The organism is Muricoccus pecuniae (assembly GCF_014199205.1).
In the GTDB taxonomy this organism is placed as follows: domain Bacteria; phylum Pseudomonadota; class Alphaproteobacteria; order Acetobacterales; family Acetobacteraceae; genus Roseomonas; species Roseomonas pecuniae.
Genome location: NZ_JACIJD010000012.1, coordinates 61,471 through 75,996 on the forward strand (window position 1 = coordinate 61,471; position 14,526 = coordinate 75,996).

16 protein-coding genes are annotated in these 14,526 nt (G+C 71.7%); 2 read left to right on the plus strand and 14 right to left on the minus strand.

Features of this window, described 5'->3' with window-relative positions; translation table 11 throughout:
- Window positions 1-36: 36 nt before the first annotated feature.
- From FHS87_RS13915 to FHS87_RS13950, 8 genes are read right to left on the minus strand one after another with little or no spacing between them, the layout of a single operon-like run.
- The gene (locus tag FHS87_RS13915) at window positions 37-402 is read right to left on the minus strand and encodes a HesB/IscA family protein (RefSeq protein ID WP_184519394.1); all 366 of its coding nucleotides are present in this window, start codon (window positions 400-402) and stop codon (window positions 37-39) included.
- Between the two features lie 23 nt (window positions 403-425).
- On the minus strand, window positions 426-803 hold the full coding sequence (locus FHS87_RS13920; RefSeq protein ID WP_312861996.1) for an SUF system Fe-S cluster assembly protein: 378 nt from the start codon (window positions 801-803) through the stop codon (window positions 426-428).
- Entirely contained in the window at window positions 796-1,257 is a 462-nt protein-coding gene (gene sufU, locus FHS87_RS13925; protein WP_184519400.1) for a Fe-S cluster assembly sulfur transfer protein SufU, read from the minus strand. Before sufU ends, FHS87_RS13920 begins: the two co-directional genes overlap by 8 nt.
- Window positions 1,257-2,498, minus strand: a complete 1,242-nt coding sequence (locus FHS87_RS13930; protein ID WP_184519403.1) for an aminotransferase class V-fold PLP-dependent enzyme — start codon at window positions 2,496-2,498, stop codon at window positions 1,257-1,259. The genes sufU and FHS87_RS13930 overlap by 1 nt, the downstream gene beginning before the upstream one ends.
- Entirely contained in the window at window positions 2,498-3,790 is a 1,293-nt protein-coding gene (gene sufD, locus FHS87_RS13935) for a Fe-S cluster assembly protein SufD (protein ID WP_184519407.1), read from the minus strand. Before sufD ends, FHS87_RS13930 begins: the two co-directional genes overlap by 1 nt.
- Window positions 3,787-4,536, minus strand: a complete 750-nt coding sequence (sufC, locus tag FHS87_RS13940) for a Fe-S cluster assembly ATPase SufC (RefSeq protein ID WP_184519410.1) — start codon at window positions 4,534-4,536, stop codon at window positions 3,787-3,789. Before sufC ends, sufD begins: the two co-directional genes overlap by 4 nt.
- A 22-nt stretch (window positions 4,537-4,558) precedes the next feature.
- Complete coding sequence (sufB, locus tag FHS87_RS13945) at window positions 4,559-6,058, minus strand: Fe-S cluster assembly protein SufB (RefSeq protein WP_184519413.1); 1,500 nt, start codon at window positions 6,056-6,058, stop codon at window positions 4,559-4,561.
- A gap of 10 nt (window positions 6,059-6,068) precedes the next feature.
- A complete protein-coding gene (locus FHS87_RS13950; RefSeq protein WP_184519706.1) occupies window positions 6,069-6,554 on the minus strand; it encodes an SUF system Fe-S cluster assembly regulator in 486 nt (161 codons plus the stop codon).
- 214 nt (window positions 6,555-6,768) lie between these two features.
- On the opposite strand from FHS87_RS13950, the gene FHS87_RS13955 reads away from it, so the two are divergent.
- The gene (locus tag FHS87_RS13955; protein ID WP_312861997.1) at window positions 6,769-7,446 is read left to right on the plus strand and encodes an NUDIX hydrolase; all 678 of its coding nucleotides are present in this window, start codon (window positions 6,769-6,771) and stop codon (window positions 7,444-7,446) included.
- A gap of 4 nt (window positions 7,447-7,450) precedes the next feature.
- On the opposite strand, the gene FHS87_RS13960 is transcribed toward FHS87_RS13955, so the two are convergent.
- The 6 genes from FHS87_RS13960 to FHS87_RS13985 are packed head-to-tail and all read right to left on the minus strand — an operon-like array spanning window position 7,451 to window position 13,583.
- Window positions 7,451-8,371 (minus strand): oxygenase MpaB family protein, encoded by a 921-nt coding sequence (locus tag FHS87_RS13960; protein ID WP_184519416.1) that lies wholly within the window; start codon window positions 8,369-8,371, stop codon window positions 7,451-7,453.
- 53 nt (window positions 8,372-8,424) lie between these two features.
- Window positions 8,425-9,321, minus strand: coding sequence for an MBL fold metallo-hydrolase (locus tag FHS87_RS13965; protein ID WP_184519418.1), 897 nt, complete (start codon window positions 9,319-9,321; stop codon window positions 8,425-8,427).
- Window positions 9,318-10,196, minus strand: a complete 879-nt coding sequence (locus FHS87_RS13970; RefSeq protein WP_184519421.1) for a DMT family transporter — start codon at window positions 10,194-10,196, stop codon at window positions 9,318-9,320. Before FHS87_RS13970 ends, FHS87_RS13965 begins: the two co-directional genes overlap by 4 nt.
- The gene (locus tag FHS87_RS13975; protein WP_246418402.1) at window positions 10,196-11,125 is read right to left on the minus strand and encodes a DMT family transporter; all 930 of its coding nucleotides are present in this window, start codon (window positions 11,123-11,125) and stop codon (window positions 10,196-10,198) included. Before FHS87_RS13975 ends, FHS87_RS13970 begins: the two co-directional genes overlap by 1 nt.
- On the minus strand, window positions 11,118-11,945 hold the full coding sequence (locus tag FHS87_RS13980) for an FAS1-like dehydratase domain-containing protein (RefSeq protein WP_184519424.1): 828 nt from the start codon (window positions 11,943-11,945) through the stop codon (window positions 11,118-11,120). Before FHS87_RS13980 ends, FHS87_RS13975 begins: the two co-directional genes overlap by 8 nt.
- Window positions 11,946-11,963: 18 nt before the next feature.
- Complete coding sequence (locus tag FHS87_RS13985; RefSeq protein ID WP_184519427.1) at window positions 11,964-13,583, minus strand: hypothetical protein; 1,620 nt, start codon at window positions 13,581-13,583, stop codon at window positions 11,964-11,966.
- 216 nt (window positions 13,584-13,799) lie between these two features.
- Here FHS87_RS13985 and FHS87_RS13990 point away from each other — a divergent pair, with 216 nt between their 5' ends.
- Entirely contained in the window at window positions 13,800-14,525 is a 726-nt protein-coding gene (locus FHS87_RS13990) for a class I SAM-dependent methyltransferase (protein ID WP_184519430.1), read from the plus strand.
- Window position 14,526 lies beyond the last annotated feature (1 nt).

Sequence of the window (14,526 nt, forward strand, 5' to 3'; positions counted from 1 at the left end):
TCGGTGCCGCCCGCTTCGACGCGGGCGGCGCCTCCCTCAGATGTGGAAGCTCTCGCCGCAGCCGCAGCGGCCTTTCTCGTTCGGATTGGTGAAGGTGAAGCCGGCGGACATCGCCTTGCGTTCGTAATCCATCACCGTCCCGATCAGGAACAGCGTCGCCTTGCGGTCCACGAGGACGGTAAGGCCCTTGTCGGTGACCACCTCGTCCCCCGGCCCCGCCGCATCTACCCAGTCCATCTGGTAGGACATGCCGGAGCAGCCCTTGGTCGAGACGGAGACGCGCAGCATCTTGCCCTCGCCCTTGGCATAGAGCGCACGGAGCCGCTCCGCCGCCGTGTTCGAGAGGGACATCAGGGGCGGCAGGGCGCGGCGCGTCTTCGGGGCTTCGGTGGTGGTGCTCATGGTGGAATCCATCTGGCCCCCCATCAGTACATGTTCAACGCCAGCTTCGCGTCCTCGCTCATGCGGGACGGGTCCCAGGGCGGATCCCACACGATCTCCACCTTCGCGGAGGTGACCTGCGGCACGCCGCGCACGGCCTCCTCCACCATCCCCGGCAACTCCTGGGCCGAGGGGCAGGAAGGGGTGGTCAGCGTCATGTCGATCTTCACCGCGCCATCATCCCCGATCTCGACGGCGTAGATCAGGCCGAGCTCGTAGATATCGACAGGGATCTCGGGATCGAACACGGTCTTCAGCGCGTCCAGCACCGCGACCTCGCTCACCCGGTCCGCCGGCGGGATCGGCCCGTCCGGCGACCAGGCCTCGTGCGTCGCGCCCTGCTGGGTCAGCGGTTCACTCACTCGAAGCCTCCTTACCGCCACTGAGCGCGGTGTTGAGGGTGTGCCAGGCCAGCGTCGCGCACTTCACGCGGCTGGGATACTCGTGGACGCCCGACAGAGCCTGGAGGCGGTCCATCTCCTCCTCCAACGCGCCGCCGCAATCGGGGCAGGTGCCGGTCATGGCCATCTCGCGGAAGCGCGCGGCCATCCCCCGCGCCTCCTCCGCCGTCTTGCCCTTGACCGTCTCCGTCATGAGCGAGGCGCTGGCCATGGAGATGGCGCAGCCCCGGCCCTGGAAGGCGGCGTCCGCGATGCGGTCCCCCTCCATGCCGAGGAACAGCTCCATGCGGTCCCCGCACATCGGATTGTCGCCGCGCGCGTTGAGATCGGCCGTCTCCAGCCGACGGAAGTTCCGGGGCTTGCGCCCGTGATCCAGGATGACCTCCTGGTAGAGATCGCGCAGATCGTCGAACATCAGGTGAAGAACCTCCGCGCGGAAGTCAGCGCCTCCGCCAGGAAATCGACCTCCTCATGCGTCGTGTACAGGCCGAAGGAGGCCCGGCAGGTGCTGTCATGCCCGATCCGGACATGCAGCGGCTCGGCGCAGTGCCGCCCCGCGCGCACGGCGATGCCCACGCGGTCTAGCAAGGTGGAGAGGTCGTGCGCGTGGGCGTTGCCGAGCGCGAAGGAGAACACCCCGCCCCGGTCCTGCGCGCGCCCGATCAGCGTCAGGTCCTCGATGACCGAGAGCTTCGCCATGGCGCGGTCCACCAGCGAGCGCTCATGCGCCTCGATCGCCTCCATGCCGATGGCGGTGACGTAGTCGATGGCCGCATGCAGCCCAACGGCCTCCACGATGGCCGGCGTGCCCGCCTCGAACTTCGCGGGAACCGGCGCGGGGCGGAATCCCTCGCGCGTCACCTCCGAGATCATGTCGCCGCCGCCGAGGAAAGGCGGCATGGCGTCCAGCAGCTCCATCCGCGCCCAGAGCACGCCGATCCCCGTGGGGCCGTAGAGCTTGTGCCCGGTGAAGACGTAGAAATCCGCATCCAGCGCCCTCACGTCCACGCGCCGATGCACCACGGCCTGGGAGCCGTCGAACAGCACCTTCGCGCCATGGGCATGGGCCAGCGCCGCGATCCGCGCGGCGGGCGTGACCGTGCCGAGCACGTTGGACATGTGCGTGACGGCGACGAGCCCGACCTTGCCGTCGGCCAGCTTCGCTTCCAGGTCCGCCATGTCCAGCTCGCCCGCCTCGGTCACGTCGGCGATGCGAAGCTCGATCCCGTGCGCCTGGGCGAGCATCTGCCAGGGCACGAAATTCGCGTGGTGCTCCATCTCGGTGACCACTACGGCCTGCCCCGGCCTCAGCAGGCCGCGCCCGTAGGAATGGGCGACGAGGTTGATCGCGCTCGTGCTGTTGGCGGTGAACACCACCTCCCGCGCGTCGCCCGCGTTCAGGAAGCGCGCCACCGCCTCGCGCGCCGCCTCATAGGCGGCGGTTGAGGCCTCGCTCAGCCGGTAGGCGCCGCGATGGACATTCGCGTAGCTCGTCTCGAACATCTCGCGCATCGCGTCGATCACCGCGCGCGGCTTCTGGGCCGAGGCGCCGGAGTCCAGGAAGACCAGCGGCTTGCCGTGGACCTTCGTGGACAGGATCGGGAAATCCTGCCGGATACGCCCGACGTCGAGCGCGGGGCGGAGGGTGCCGTCCATCACGCGGCCTCCCCCCCGTGTCCGACCCACCAGCCCTGGACCGCCTCGTCCAACGCGTCGCGCGCCACCTCGTCCTCCACGATCTCCACGGCTTCCTGCAGGAAGGCGCGGACGAGCATGGCGCGGGCCGTGTCGGCCGGGATGCCGCGGGCGCGAAGGTAGAAGAGGCTGTCGGGGTCCAGCGCGCCGGCCGTCGCGCCGTGGCTGCACTTCACGTCGTCGGCGTAGATCTCGAGCTGCGGCTTGCTGTCGATCTCGGCATCCTCCGAGAGCAGCAGCGCCTGGTTCATCTGGTAGCCGTCGGTCTTCTGCGCCTCGCGCCGCACCAGGATCTTGCCCTGGAACACGCCGCGCGAGCGCCCGGACAGCACCGTCTTTACCGTCTGGCGGGAGGCGCAGTTCGGCGCGGCATGGTCCAGCGCCGTCGTCGTGTCCGCGAGCTGCCCCTCGGCCACGAGCTGCGCCCCGTTCAGATGCGCAGTCGCGCGCGGACCGAGCAGCGCGAGATGCGTCTCGCTGCGGCTGATCCTGCCGCCGGCGTTCAGCACGAAGCCGTCATAGGTGCCGCCCTCGGCCACGCGGACGCCGAGATGGGCGAGGTGATAGGCCCCGGCCGCCTCGCGCTGGACGCGCACATGGGTGAGCACGGCAGCCTCGGCGACCTCGATCTCGAAGACGGGGTTGTGCAGGTGGCGCGCGCCGGAAGGCGAGGCCGCCGTCTCCAGCAGCACCAGCCGCGCCCCGCGCGCGAGGCGGATGAGGTGGCGCGGGTGGATCGTGCTCTCCGTCTCGCCGGAAGCGAGCGAGAGCAGCTCTAGCCGCCCGGCATCGACGCCCTCGGCGACGTCCAGCACGAGCCCGTCCTCGAAGAGGAGGGTGTTCAACGTGACCATGGGCTGGGAGGCCGAGGCCACCGTGTTCAGCCGCCCGGCGACATCGCCCACCACATCCGACAGCGCCGCAGCATCGAGACCGTCGAGCGAGGAAAGGTCGGCCCGGAAACGGCCATCCACGAACACCGCGCGCCGCTCGGCGCGGGCGGGCGGAAGCTCCACCGCCTCGTCCACGGGTGTCAGCGCCTCGCGGAACTCCGCGCGCAGCACAGGAGTGAGGTCGGTGTAGCGCCAGGCCTCCACGCGGCGGCTCGGCAGGCCGGCGGCGGCGAGCGTCTCCGCCGCCGCCTCGCGCAGCCGGCGCACGGCCTCGACCCCTGCGCCGGGCAGGCGCTCGGCCAGCCCGGCATAGCGGTGCAGGAAGCCGGCCGCGTTGCCCGATGGGGTCTGGATGTTCATGCGGCCTCGCCCAGCACGCCGGCATAGCCCTCGGCCTCGAGCCGATGCGCCAGCTCCGGCCCGCCGGAGGCCACGATGCGGCCGTCGGCCAGCACGTGCACGCGGTCGGGCACGATGTGGTTCAGGAGGCGCTGGTAGTGCGTGATCACCAGCGCCGAGAAGTTCGGCCCGCGCATCGCGTTCACCCCATCGGCCACGATGCGGAGCGCGTCGATGTCGAGGCCGCTGTCGGTCTCGTCCAGCACGGCGATCTTTGGCTGAAGAAGTGCCATCTGCAGGATCTCGTTCCGCTTCTTCTCGCCGCCGGAGAAGCCGACATTCACGCCGCGCTTCAGCATGTCCTCGGGCATGGACAGCTCCTTCATGCGGGCGCGCGCCAGCTTGAGGAACTGCATCGCATCCACCTCCGCCTCGCCACGCGTGCGACGGATGGCGTTCAGCGCGGTGCGCAGGAAGTTGGCGTTGCCAACGCCCGGGAGCTCGACGGGATACTGGAAGGCGAGGAACAGGCCGGCGGCGGCGCGCTCCTCCGGTTCCATCTCCAGCAGGTCCTGCCCGTTCAGCGTGACGGAGCCGCCCGTGATCTCGTAGCCCTCGCGCCCGGAGAGCGCGTAGGACAGGGTGGACTTGCCGGCGCCGTTCGGCCCCATGATGGCGTGGACCTCGCCGTCCGGCACCTCGAGGGTGAGACCCTTGAGGATTTCCTTGCCATCGACCTCGGCGGTCAGGTTCTCGATGCTGAGCATCAGATGCACTCCTCGCGGGTATTCACCCGACGCTCCCTTCCAGGCTGATCTGAAGCAGCTTCTGCGCCTCGACCGCGAATTCCATCGGCAGCTCCTTCAGCACCTCGCGGCAGAAGCCGTTCACGATGAGGCCCACCGCGTCCTCTTGCGAGAGGCCGCGCTGCCGGCAGTAGAAGAGCTGGTCCTCCGCGATGCGGCTGGTGGTCGCCTCGTGCTCGGTCTTCGCGGTCATGCAGCGGTTCTCGATATAGGGAACCGTGTGCGCGCCGCAGAGATCGCCGATCAGCAGGCTGTCGCACTGGGTGAAGTTGCGCGCGCCGGTCGCCTTCGGGCTGATCCGCACGAGGCCGCGATAGGTGTTCTGGCCCTTGCCCGCCGAAATGCCCTTCGACACGATGGTCGAGCGCGTGCCCTTGCCAAGATGGATCATCTTGGTCCCGGTATCGGCCTGCTGATGGTTGTTGGTGATGGCCACCGAGTAGAACTCACCCACGGAGTCCTCGCCCTGCAGAATGCAGGACGGGTACTTCCAGGTGATGGCCGACCCCGTCTCCACCTGCGTCCAGCTCACCTTGCTCCGCTTGCCCCGGCAGGCGGCGCGCTTGGTGACGAAGTTGTAGATGCCGCCCACCCCGTTCTCATCGCCAGGGTACCAGTTCTGCACCGTGCTGTACTTGATCGAGGCGTCGTCGAGCGCGACCAGCTCCACCACCGCGGCGTGGAGCTGGTTCTCGTCGCGCTGCGGCGCCGTGCAGCCCTCGAGATAGGAGACGGTCGAACCCTCGTCCGCGATGATCAGCGTCCGCTCGAACTGGCCCGTGCTCTTGGCGTTGATGCGGAAATAGGTGGACAGCTCCATCGGGCAGCGCACGCCCTTGGGGATGTAGACGAAGCTGCCATCGGTGAAGACGGCGCTGTTCAGCGCGGCGAAGAAGTTGTCCGTATGCGGCACGACGGTGCCGAGGTACTTCCGCACGAGCTCAGGGTACTTCTGGACCGCCTCGGAGATGGCGCAGAAGATGATCCCCTCCTTCTCCAGACGGTCCTTGTAGGTCGTAGCGACGGAGACGCTGTCGAACACGGCATCGATGGCGACGGGCATGCGGCCGCCATCGGCCGGCACTTCGCCCGCGCCCTCGACACCGGCCAGGATCGCCTGCTCCTTCAGCGGGATGCCGAGCTTGGCATAGGTACGCAGCAGCTCCGGATCCACCTCGTCCAGCGACTTCGGCTTCACCTTGTTCACGGGCGCCGCGTAGTAGTAGGCGTCCTGGTAGTCGATCGGCGGATAGGTCACGGCGGGCCAGCGCGGCTCCTCCATGCCCTTCCAGGCCTCGAAGGCGCGCAGCCGCCACTCGAGAAGCCATTCCGGCTCGTTCTTCTTGGCGGAGATGAAGCGGACGATGCTCTCGTCCAGCCCCTTGGGAGCGAACTCCATCTCGATCTCGGTCTCGAACCCCCACTTATAGGCGCCCTGCGTGGCGTCCCGGACGGTATCGAGGGTCTCTTCGACGGCGGGCATCCTTGGTCCCTTACTCGGCGGCCAGAGGAGCGGCCGTCAGGCCGGCTCCCGGGTTGGCGGGGAAAACGGGGGCGCGGCGGTGCATCCCGGTGCAGGACGGCCGCGCGAGATCGGCGATGGTGACGGCGGTGAGGGCGGCGCGGACCGCCTCGTTCACCGGGTCCCAGCGGCCGCGGACGGGGCAGTGGCCCTCGGCCTCGCAGCCGCCGGTATTGCCGTCCACGCAGGCAGTGAGCGCGATGGGCCCGTCCATCGCCACGATGACCTCGGCGAGCGAGATGGCCGAGATCGGCCGGGCGAGCCGGTGCCCGCCCCGTGCCCCGCGCTGAGCCTCGACCAGCAGCGACTGGGAGAGGATGCGGAGCACCTTCGCCACGGTCGGTTCGGCGATGCCGGTCGTGGCGGAAAGGGCAGGCACGGTGTGCAGCCCCTCTTCCTGGCCGAGCCGGGCGAGGAGGACGACGGCGTAGTCGGCGAGTTTCGACAGGCGCAGCACGGTGTGATCGGGCCAGTTCTTCAATACCAGACCCCAGCGGTCCGGTATGCCGTCAGATGCGTCGCCGCCTCTCCGGTGTCAAGGCGCCCACGCCCGCGTGACCGCTGAAAACAAGGACTTGCGATTGATTCGCGACTGGGCCCGGGGGCCAGCCCCTTCCGCCCTTCCCGCCCCCGCCCTAGAAGATCCGCAACCCCGGTGGAGAGGAAGCGACGTGACCGAGCCCATGCGCCTCACCGACTTCACCGCCGCCGGCGAGGCCGCTCCGGAAAGGCCCGTCCGCCCGCGGGACGCCGCGACGATCCTTCTCTGGCGCGAGCGCGGCGGGAGGCTGGAGGTGCTGATGGGCGTCCGCAGCGCGCGGCACCGCTTCATGCCCAGCCGCCTCGTCTTCCCCGGCGGCCGGGTGGACCGGGAGGACCGGACGGCCCCCGTGGCCTCGGACCTGCACCCCCGCACCCGCAAGGCACTCGAGCTGCGCGCCACGCCGCGCCTGGCGCGCGCCCTCGCCGTCGCGGCCGTCCGCGAGCTGCAGGAGGAGACGGGGCTGCTGATGGGCCGGATGGAGGGCGGGCGGCTCCAGGCCGACCTCGCGCCGCTTCGCTATCTCTGCCGCGCGCTCACCCCGACGATGAGCCCCGTGCGCTTCAACGCCCGCTTCCTCACCGCCCCCGCCGAGTGCGCGACGGGGGAGCTCGGCGGCTCCGGGGAGCTGGAGCACCTCGCCTTCCACGCCGTGGACGAGACCCCGCCGCACGAGATCGCCCCGATCACGGCGAAGGTCCTGGCCGAGTTCCGCGACCTCATGGCCCTTCCCGAGAGGGAGCGGGAGGCGCGGCCGCTCGTCTGGTACCAGGGGCGCGACACGCGCCGGCTGGAACGCCAGGGCTGAGGGGTCAGCCGAAGGCCCAGCGCAGGGTGCGGGCGATGCCCAGCGTGCCGGCGCGCACGAGGGGGCGGCCGAGCGGCGCGGGCAGGCCGTGCATCCGCCGCGCCCAGTCCGGCAGCAGGTCCACCCCGGCCTGCAGGGTGAGGACCTGGAAGGGCTCGGTCGCCGGGTTCGCCGCCTTCTGCTCGAGGACCAGCCGCGCCACCTCGCGGGTCCGCGAGTCGCAGAGGAGCCCCGGGCGCATCGCCTCGATCAGCGCCAGGGCCTCCCGGCGGGATCGCGGGAGGGGATCGGCGCCGAGGGCGGAACCCACCCGCGCCATCTCCTCGAAGTAGCGGTCCTGCCGCGCCACCGACATGCGGGGCTCGGCGTAGCGGATCCAGGCTTCGAGGAAGCTCGTCGTCTCCGTCACATGCACCCAGGCGAGCAGGGCGGGATCGTTCGCGGCATAGGGCGTGCCGTCCGGCAGGGTTCCCCGGACATGGCCGTGGATGCCGCGCACCCGCGCGATCGCCGCCTCCGCCTCCTCCCGGCCGCCATAGGTCGTGAGGGCGATGAAGCGCGCCGTGCGGCGGAGCCGGCCGTGCATGTCCGCGCGGAAGCGGGAATGGTCCCACACCCCCGCCAGCACGGCGGGATGCAGCATTTGGAGCAGGAGGCCCGCGACGCCCCCGACCAGCATGGAGGTGACGTCCCCATGCACCGCCCAGGCAACGGAGCGCGGGCCGAACAGCCCGTCCGTCCGCCGCTGGATCGGCGCCTCGCCCTTGCTGCGGTCGTTGAACAGCGCGACCACCGGCCGCGTGAGCGCGGCCTTCAGCGGCTGCAGGAGGAGCTTGCCCGGCGGGGGGATGGGGGCGCGCGGCGGGCGCGCCTCCCCGGCATGGGCCGCGAGACCGCCGGAGTGGCGGGGCGTGTGGGATGGCATGGCGGATAAACGGCCAGGCCGCGCCGTTGTTGCGCCTGCCGGCACGGGCGGGACTACACCGCCCGGAAGAGCTCCCCCTCGGCCATGGCCAGTCCCTCCCCCGCGAGCTTCACGAGATGCGCCAGCAGGCTCCGCGCCGCGGCCGGCGCCAGGCCGGGGTCGAGGGCGGGCCCGTAGACGGCGGGAACCAGCGCGGGCGCGTCCACCGGCCGCCCGGCCCGGCGGAGCGCCTCCAGCACCCGCGCCTCCCGCTCCTCCCGATGCGCGATGAGGGCGGCGATGAAGGGGCCGGGCGCGTCATGGGCGGGGCCGTGGCCGGGGAGCAGCAGCCGGTCCTCCCGCGCCGCCACGCGGCGGAGGGAGCGCATGTAGTCCGCCATGTCGCCGTCGGGCGGGGAGACGACGCTGGTGGACCAACTCATCACGTGGTCGGCGCTGAACAGCACGCCGGCGGGCGCCAGCTCCCGCTCGGCCTCCAGGGCGAAGCAGAGATGGTTCGCGCAGTGGCCGGGGGTGCGCAGCGCGGTCAGCCGCCAGCCATCGCCCTCGACGCCTTCCCCATCGGCCAGCCGGCGGTCGGGGAGGAAGGCGTGGTCGCCCCCCTCCCCGCCCGCTCCGGCCGGGGTAAGGTGCGGGCCGAAGCCGAGCGTCTCCGCGCCCGTCGCCGCCGCGAGCGGCGCGGCGCCGGGCGAGTGGTCCCGGTGGGTGTGGGAGACGAGGACGCCCCTCACCCTCTCCCCCGCGAGCGCGGCCAGGATGACGGCCCGGTGCGCGGGGTCGTCCGGCCCGGGATCGAGCACCGCCACGCTCCCGCGGCCGATGAGGTAGGTGTTGGTGCCGCGATAGGTGAAAGGACCGGGATTGGCGCAGATGATGCGCCGCAGCCCGGGGGCGATCCACTCCACCTCGCCCGGCCGGAGTGGGTCGTCCCGGCGAAAATCAGGGCTCATGCCTTTCCCCTTCCGAACTCGCCGCGCAGCACGAGAAAGCCTGCGCCCACGATCAGCGCGCTGCCCGCCAGCATCGCCGCGCCCGGCGCCTCGCCCCAGACGAGCCAGCCCAGCAGCCCCGCCCAGAGCAGCCCGCTATAGGTATAGGGCCCGAGGGAGGAGGCCTGGGCGCTCGCGAAGGCCTCGGTGTTCAGCACCTGCCCCACGCCGCCGACCAACCCCATGGCGAGAAGGAGGCCGAGCTCGCCCCAGCCCGGCGTCACCCAGACGAAGGGCAGGCCGAGGGCCGACATCCCCGTCATCATCAGGGCCTGCCAGAGCACGATCGTCGTGCTCGGCTCGGTCGCCGAGAGCTGGCGCACCAGCATGGTCGAGAGCGCGCCGAAGAACCCGCCCAGCGCGGCGATCGCGTAGCCCGCCGCCGGGCCGCCCGCCCAGGCCCCCGCCCCCTGGCCAGCCGCGATCACGAGGACGCCGAGGAAGCCGATCCCCACCGCCGCCCAGCGCATCACCCCCGGGCGCTCGCCGAGCCAGGGGATGCTGAGGAGGATGATGAAGAGGGGCTGCGTGTAGTTGAGCGCCGTCTGCTCCGCGAGGGGCAGGAGGGTGAGGGCGAGGAAGGCGCAGCCCATCCCCATCATCCCGGACAGGGCGCGCAGGGCATGCCCGCCCAGGCGGCGCGTCCGCAGCAGGGCTCCCGTCCCCAGCCCCGCCGCCAGCACCACGGGCAGGGAGAGAAGGTTGCGGAAGAACATCAGCTCCAGGAAGGAGAGCCGGGCGCTCAGCAGCTTCACGAAGACGCCCATCAGGGCGAAGCAGGCCGTCGCGCCCAGCATCATCAGCGCGCCACGGCGCATGTCGTGGCGCAGCGGCATCAGCGCCCGCCCGACGTGGTGAGAGCAGCGGCGGCCGCCTCCCGCGCCCGGACCCGCGCCCGGTGCAGGTTGTAGAGCCCGGCCGAGACGACGACCACGGCGCCCAGCACCGTCGTCCAGGCCGGCACGTCGCCCCAGACGAGCAGGCCGAGCACCGTGCCCATGACGAGGGTGGTGTACTCGAAGGGCGCGAGCAGCCCCACCGGCGCGAGGGCGAAGGCGCGGGCGAAGAGGAAATGCGCCGTGCCGTTCCCCAGGGCGAGCAGCAGGATCGCTAGCCACCCGCCCGGCCCCGGCCAGGCGACGGGCGGGAAGACCGGGAGGAGCGCGAGGCCCAGGGGCAGATGCGCCGCCATGAGCCAGAAGGCGATGGAGGCCGGCCGGTCCGTCCGCGCCAGCACCCGTGTCCAGATGCGGCTGAGCGCCATGAAGAGGACGCCGACGAACAGCACCGCCGCCTCCGGGCGCCAGAGGTCGCCGCCGGGCCGCACCATCACCAGCACGCCGAGGAAGCCCGCGAGAGTGGAGAGCGCCCGCCGCCACCCGACCTTCTCGCCCAGCAGAGGAACGGCGAGCAGAGTCATGGCCAGCGGCCCCATCGCCGCGACGGCGTAGCTGTCTCCCAGCGCCATGCCGCGCGCCCAGGCGAGGTAGAAGGCCACCGTCACCACGCAGTGCACGAGGCTCCGCGCCAGCATCAGGCGACGGTTCACCGCCCGCACGCTCAGCCCGCCGCCGAGGGCGACCACCACCGCCGCCCCGATCGTGCCGCGAAGGATCATCGCGGCGGCGATGCCGATCTCCGGCAGCACGAACTTCACCGCGGCGTCGGAGACGGTGACGATGGCGTAGCCGAGCATGATCAGCCCGATGCCGCGCAGCGCCTCCTCCGGCCGCCCCTCGGGCGCGCCTCCCCCTGGGTCAGGCAAGAACTGCCTCGGCCTCCTGGCAGGTGGCGCCGGTCTCGTCGCGGGTCTCAAGGCGGATCGTGCCGTCCGCCTCCCGCCGGCCGAGCAGGGCCAGGCGCCGCTCGTGGAAGCAGGGGCGCTTGCCGCGATAGGCGAAGCGCGCCAGCGCGGCACCGGGCCCGGCGAGGTCGAGCGCGTGGCGGGCCAGCAGCGTCGCCTGGAGCGGGCCGTGGACGACGAGGCCGGGATAGCCCTCCTCCCCCGTGACATAGGGGTGGTCGTAATGGATACGGTGGCCGTTCCCCGTGAGGGCGGAGTAGCGGAACAGCATCACGGGATCCGGGACCAGCGAGGCCTCGAGCGCCCCATCCCAGGCCGGCGCGGCCGGCGCGTCCTTCACCGCCGCGCCCTCGGCGCCGCGATAGACGATGTCCTGCTCCTCCTCCACCAGCACCCCGGCAGGGCCGTGCAGGACATGCCCGACGGTGACGAAGACGAGCCGCCCGGAGCCGCCCGACTTCTCCTTCACCGAGAGAATCGTGCTCACCTTCCGCAAGGCGTCCCCCGTCCGCACGGGCGCGCGGAAGGTCACGCGGCCGCCGGCCCACATGCGGCGCGGGAGATCGTGGACGGGGGGAAGAAAGCCGCCGCGGCGGGGATGGCCGTCCGGCCCCAACTCATCCGGCATCCGCCAGTCCTGGAACAGGGTCCAGTGCCACAGCGCCGGCCAGGCTTCGCCCTCCAGCGGGCGGCCGAGCGTGGCGGCCATGCGCTCGGCCAGGCGGCGATCGGCGCGGTCCTCCCGCACCTCCTCGCGGCCGACATAGTCCTCATAGGCCATGCTTCCCCCCTGCCGCCCCTAGTCCTCCCGGACATAGAGCTTGTAGCCCTCGATCTCGCCCTGCTGGCGGTAGTTCCGGAACGCCTCCGCGAACAGGGGGTGGCGGGAGAAATACTCGATGAAGTCGAACTCCTTCCCGCACCAGGGAATGCCCACATGCCGGGTGACCAGCACCGCCGAGGGCGGGGCCGCCGCGAAGTCCTCGGCCACCGTGCGGTAGACGAAGAACTCCGCGCGCGACATCTCCCAGGGCTCGCGGTAGCGCTCGCCGTTCTCCGGGCAGCGCCCGTTCACCCCCTGCAGCAGCCAGAGATTCATGAAGCGCAGGGTGGACTGGCTGCGCGCGTAGTTCAGCGCGGGGTAGATCGGCCAGATATCCGGGGTGAGCACCAGCAGGCGCTCGTTCCAGGCCTCGGCCTTGAGCCAGGCGGTGAGCCGGCCGGCCTTTGCGGTCTCGAAGTTGATCTCGCGCAGCGGCGCCTCGCCGCCGCGGATGACGAGAAGGAAGAGCGCCGCGGCGATCACCGCCGAGATCGGCGCCGCCGAGCCCCGCGCCCGCCCGGGCGGCAGCGCCTCGTCCAGCCAGCGGGCGGCCATCAGCCCCGCCGTGAGCCCGCCGAGCATGAGGACGGGGGCGATATGGTAGGTCCAGCCCTTGTGCTGCACCCAGGCCGAGATGAAGGCCCCGGCCATCGCCGCCCAGAGGGCGAGCACGAGCGGGCCGAAGCGGCGGAGAAGGCAGAGCGCCGACACAGCGAGGAGGAGCAGCGCCGCGACCCCGAGGTTTTCCGTCAGCAGCGCGCCGAAGGCGGAAAGCCCGCCGAGATCGACGTAGTAGTCCCAGACCAGCGGCACGACATGGCCGAAGAAGTCGGGGAAGAAGAGCGGGATGGAAGCGAGGTAGAGCAGCCAGACGCCCGCCATGGTCCAGGGCACGGGATCGAGCAGCGGCGCGCCGATCCGCCTCCAGCCGAAGCGCCCGGCATGGCGCAGCACCACCGCCGCCTCTACCAGCAGCGGCACGGCGAGGAAGTGCGGCTTCAGGGCGAAGCCGAGCGCCGCGAGCACCGCGACGCCGAATGTCATCGCGCGTGACGTGGGAAGGCCGAGCATCCGCCGCGCGGCCAGCACCGCGTAGGGGATGGCCACGCTGCCCATCAGCACCTCGCGCTGGCCGAAGTCGTAGCCCGGCAGCAGCAGGGCGAGCGGCACCAGCGCGCCCATCGCCGCCCGCTCCACCGAGCCCTGCGGGATGCCCCGCCGCAGCCGCGCCGAGAGGCGCCAGAGGAGCGCGGCAAGGCCGACGAGGCAGAGGAGCAGCGCGCTCACCCCGTCCAGCGGCGTCCACTCCGCCAGGTAGCCGGGGATGAGGTTGAGGACGAAGATCAGCGGCGGGTTGACGTCGATGAGCCCGGAATAGAGCCGCTCCCCCGCGATCCAGCGCTGGGTGAAGTTGAGCACCGCCGCCACGTCGTGGTTCAGCGGCGGGGAGAGCACTGTCAGCAGGAACAGGCCCGCCGGCGCCAGGGCGAGGGCCCGCCACAGCCGCGCGGCGGAGCCGGCGAGGAGGCGCGGGCGCGAGGCGGTGGAAACCGAGGCCGCTTCGGCCTTGGAGAGAGGCGGGACGGGGGCGTTCATGCGTGGCGTTTCTGCGGGCGCATCCTGGGTGGCTCCGGGCGGACGCGCAACCGACCCCCGGGCCGGAAAGGGGGCAGAGCGCCGCTTATCCCAGGTTATGGGGCCCGATTGCGGCGCCCCCTGGGCGCGTCTGCCTTGTCCCTGCCGCAGCCCCCTGTCACAAGCCGGACATCAGGCCGATCCCGGCCGCCCAGCGCGCCAGCCCCGAGTCGCCCTTTGGAAGACGCCGAATACACCCTGATGGACGCCGCCGAGGACGGCATGTGGTGGTACCGCGCCATCCATGCCCGCCTGCTGGCCGCCCTGGCCGAGCGCCCGGGGGTGGAAGCCCTGCCCATGCTGGATGCCGGCTGCGGCACGGGCGGCTTCCTCGCCCGCCTCTCGCGCGGCTCCGCGCGGCCGGCCTTCGGGCTGGACTACAATCCCCGCGCCGCTGCCCGGGCCGCGGCGAAGTCCGGATTGCCCGCGACCGCCGGCACGATCAACGCCCTTCCCTTCCCCGACGCCGCCTTCGGGGCCGCCGTCTCGGTGGATGTCCTCTCGCACTCCGCCGTGGACCAGGGGGCCGCGCTGGCCGAGCTGCACCGGGTGCTGGCGCCCGGCGGCAGCCTCGTGCTGAACCTGCCGGCCTTCGAGTGGATGTTCTCGGCCCATGACATCCGGGTCCACAACGCCCGGCGCTACACGGCGGCTGGCGCGGTCGCCACCCTGCGCGCCGCCGGCTTCACCGAGGTCTCGGCCCGCTACTGGAACAGCCTCCTCCTCCCCCTGATGGTTCTCCAGCGCAAGGTGCTGGCCCGGGGGGCGAACCATGCGAGCGATGTCGGCGACTTCCCGCCCTGGCTGGACAGCCTCCTCCACGGCGTCTCGGAGATCGAGCGCCGCGCCCGCCTCTCCCTTCCGGCCGGCGGCTCCGTGCTGCTGACCGCGACGCGACCCTGAA

What these genes read in the sequence shown, in the direction of transcription:
- FHS87_RS13980 (WP_184519424.1), bottom strand. Translation starts at nt 11,945, where the DNA reads ATGGCCTATGAGGACTATGTCGGCCGCGAGGAGGTGCGGGAGGACCGC.
- sufC (WP_184519410.1), bottom strand. Translation starts at nt 4,536, where the DNA reads ATGCTCAGCATCGAGAACCTGACCGCCGAGGTCGATGGCAAGGAAATC.
- FHS87_RS13985 (WP_184519427.1), bottom strand. Translation starts at nt 13,583, where the DNA reads ATGAACGCCCCCGTCCCGCCTCTCTCCAAGGCCGAAGCGGCCTCGGTT.
- FHS87_RS13965 (WP_184519418.1), bottom strand. Translation starts at nt 9,321, where the DNA reads ATGAGCCCTGATTTTCGCCGGGACGACCCACTCCGGCCGGGCGAGGTG.
- FHS87_RS13930 (WP_184519403.1), bottom strand. Translation starts at nt 2,498, where the DNA reads ATGGACGGCACCCTCCGCCCCGCGCTCGACGTCGGGCGTATCCGGCAG.
- FHS87_RS13970 (WP_184519421.1), bottom strand. Translation starts at nt 10,196, where the DNA reads ATGCCGCTGCGCCACGACATGCGCCGTGGCGCGCTGATGATGCTGGGC.
- sufB (WP_184519413.1), bottom strand. Translation starts at nt 6,058, where the DNA reads ATGCCCGCCGTCGAAGAGACCCTCGATACCGTCCGGGACGCCACGCAG.
- FHS87_RS13960 (WP_184519416.1), bottom strand. Translation starts at nt 8,371, where the DNA reads ATGCCATCCCACACGCCCCGCCACTCCGGCGGTCTCGCGGCCCATGCC.
- sufU (WP_184519400.1), bottom strand. Translation starts at nt 1,257, where the DNA reads ATGTTCGACGATCTGCGCGATCTCTACCAGGAGGTCATCCTGGATCAC.
- sufD (WP_184519407.1), bottom strand. Translation starts at nt 3,790, where the DNA reads ATGAACATCCAGACCCCATCGGGCAACGCGGCCGGCTTCCTGCACCGC.
- FHS87_RS13915 (WP_184519394.1), bottom strand. Translation starts at nt 402, where the DNA reads ATGAGCACCACCACCGAAGCCCCGAAGACGCGCCGCGCCCTGCCGCCC.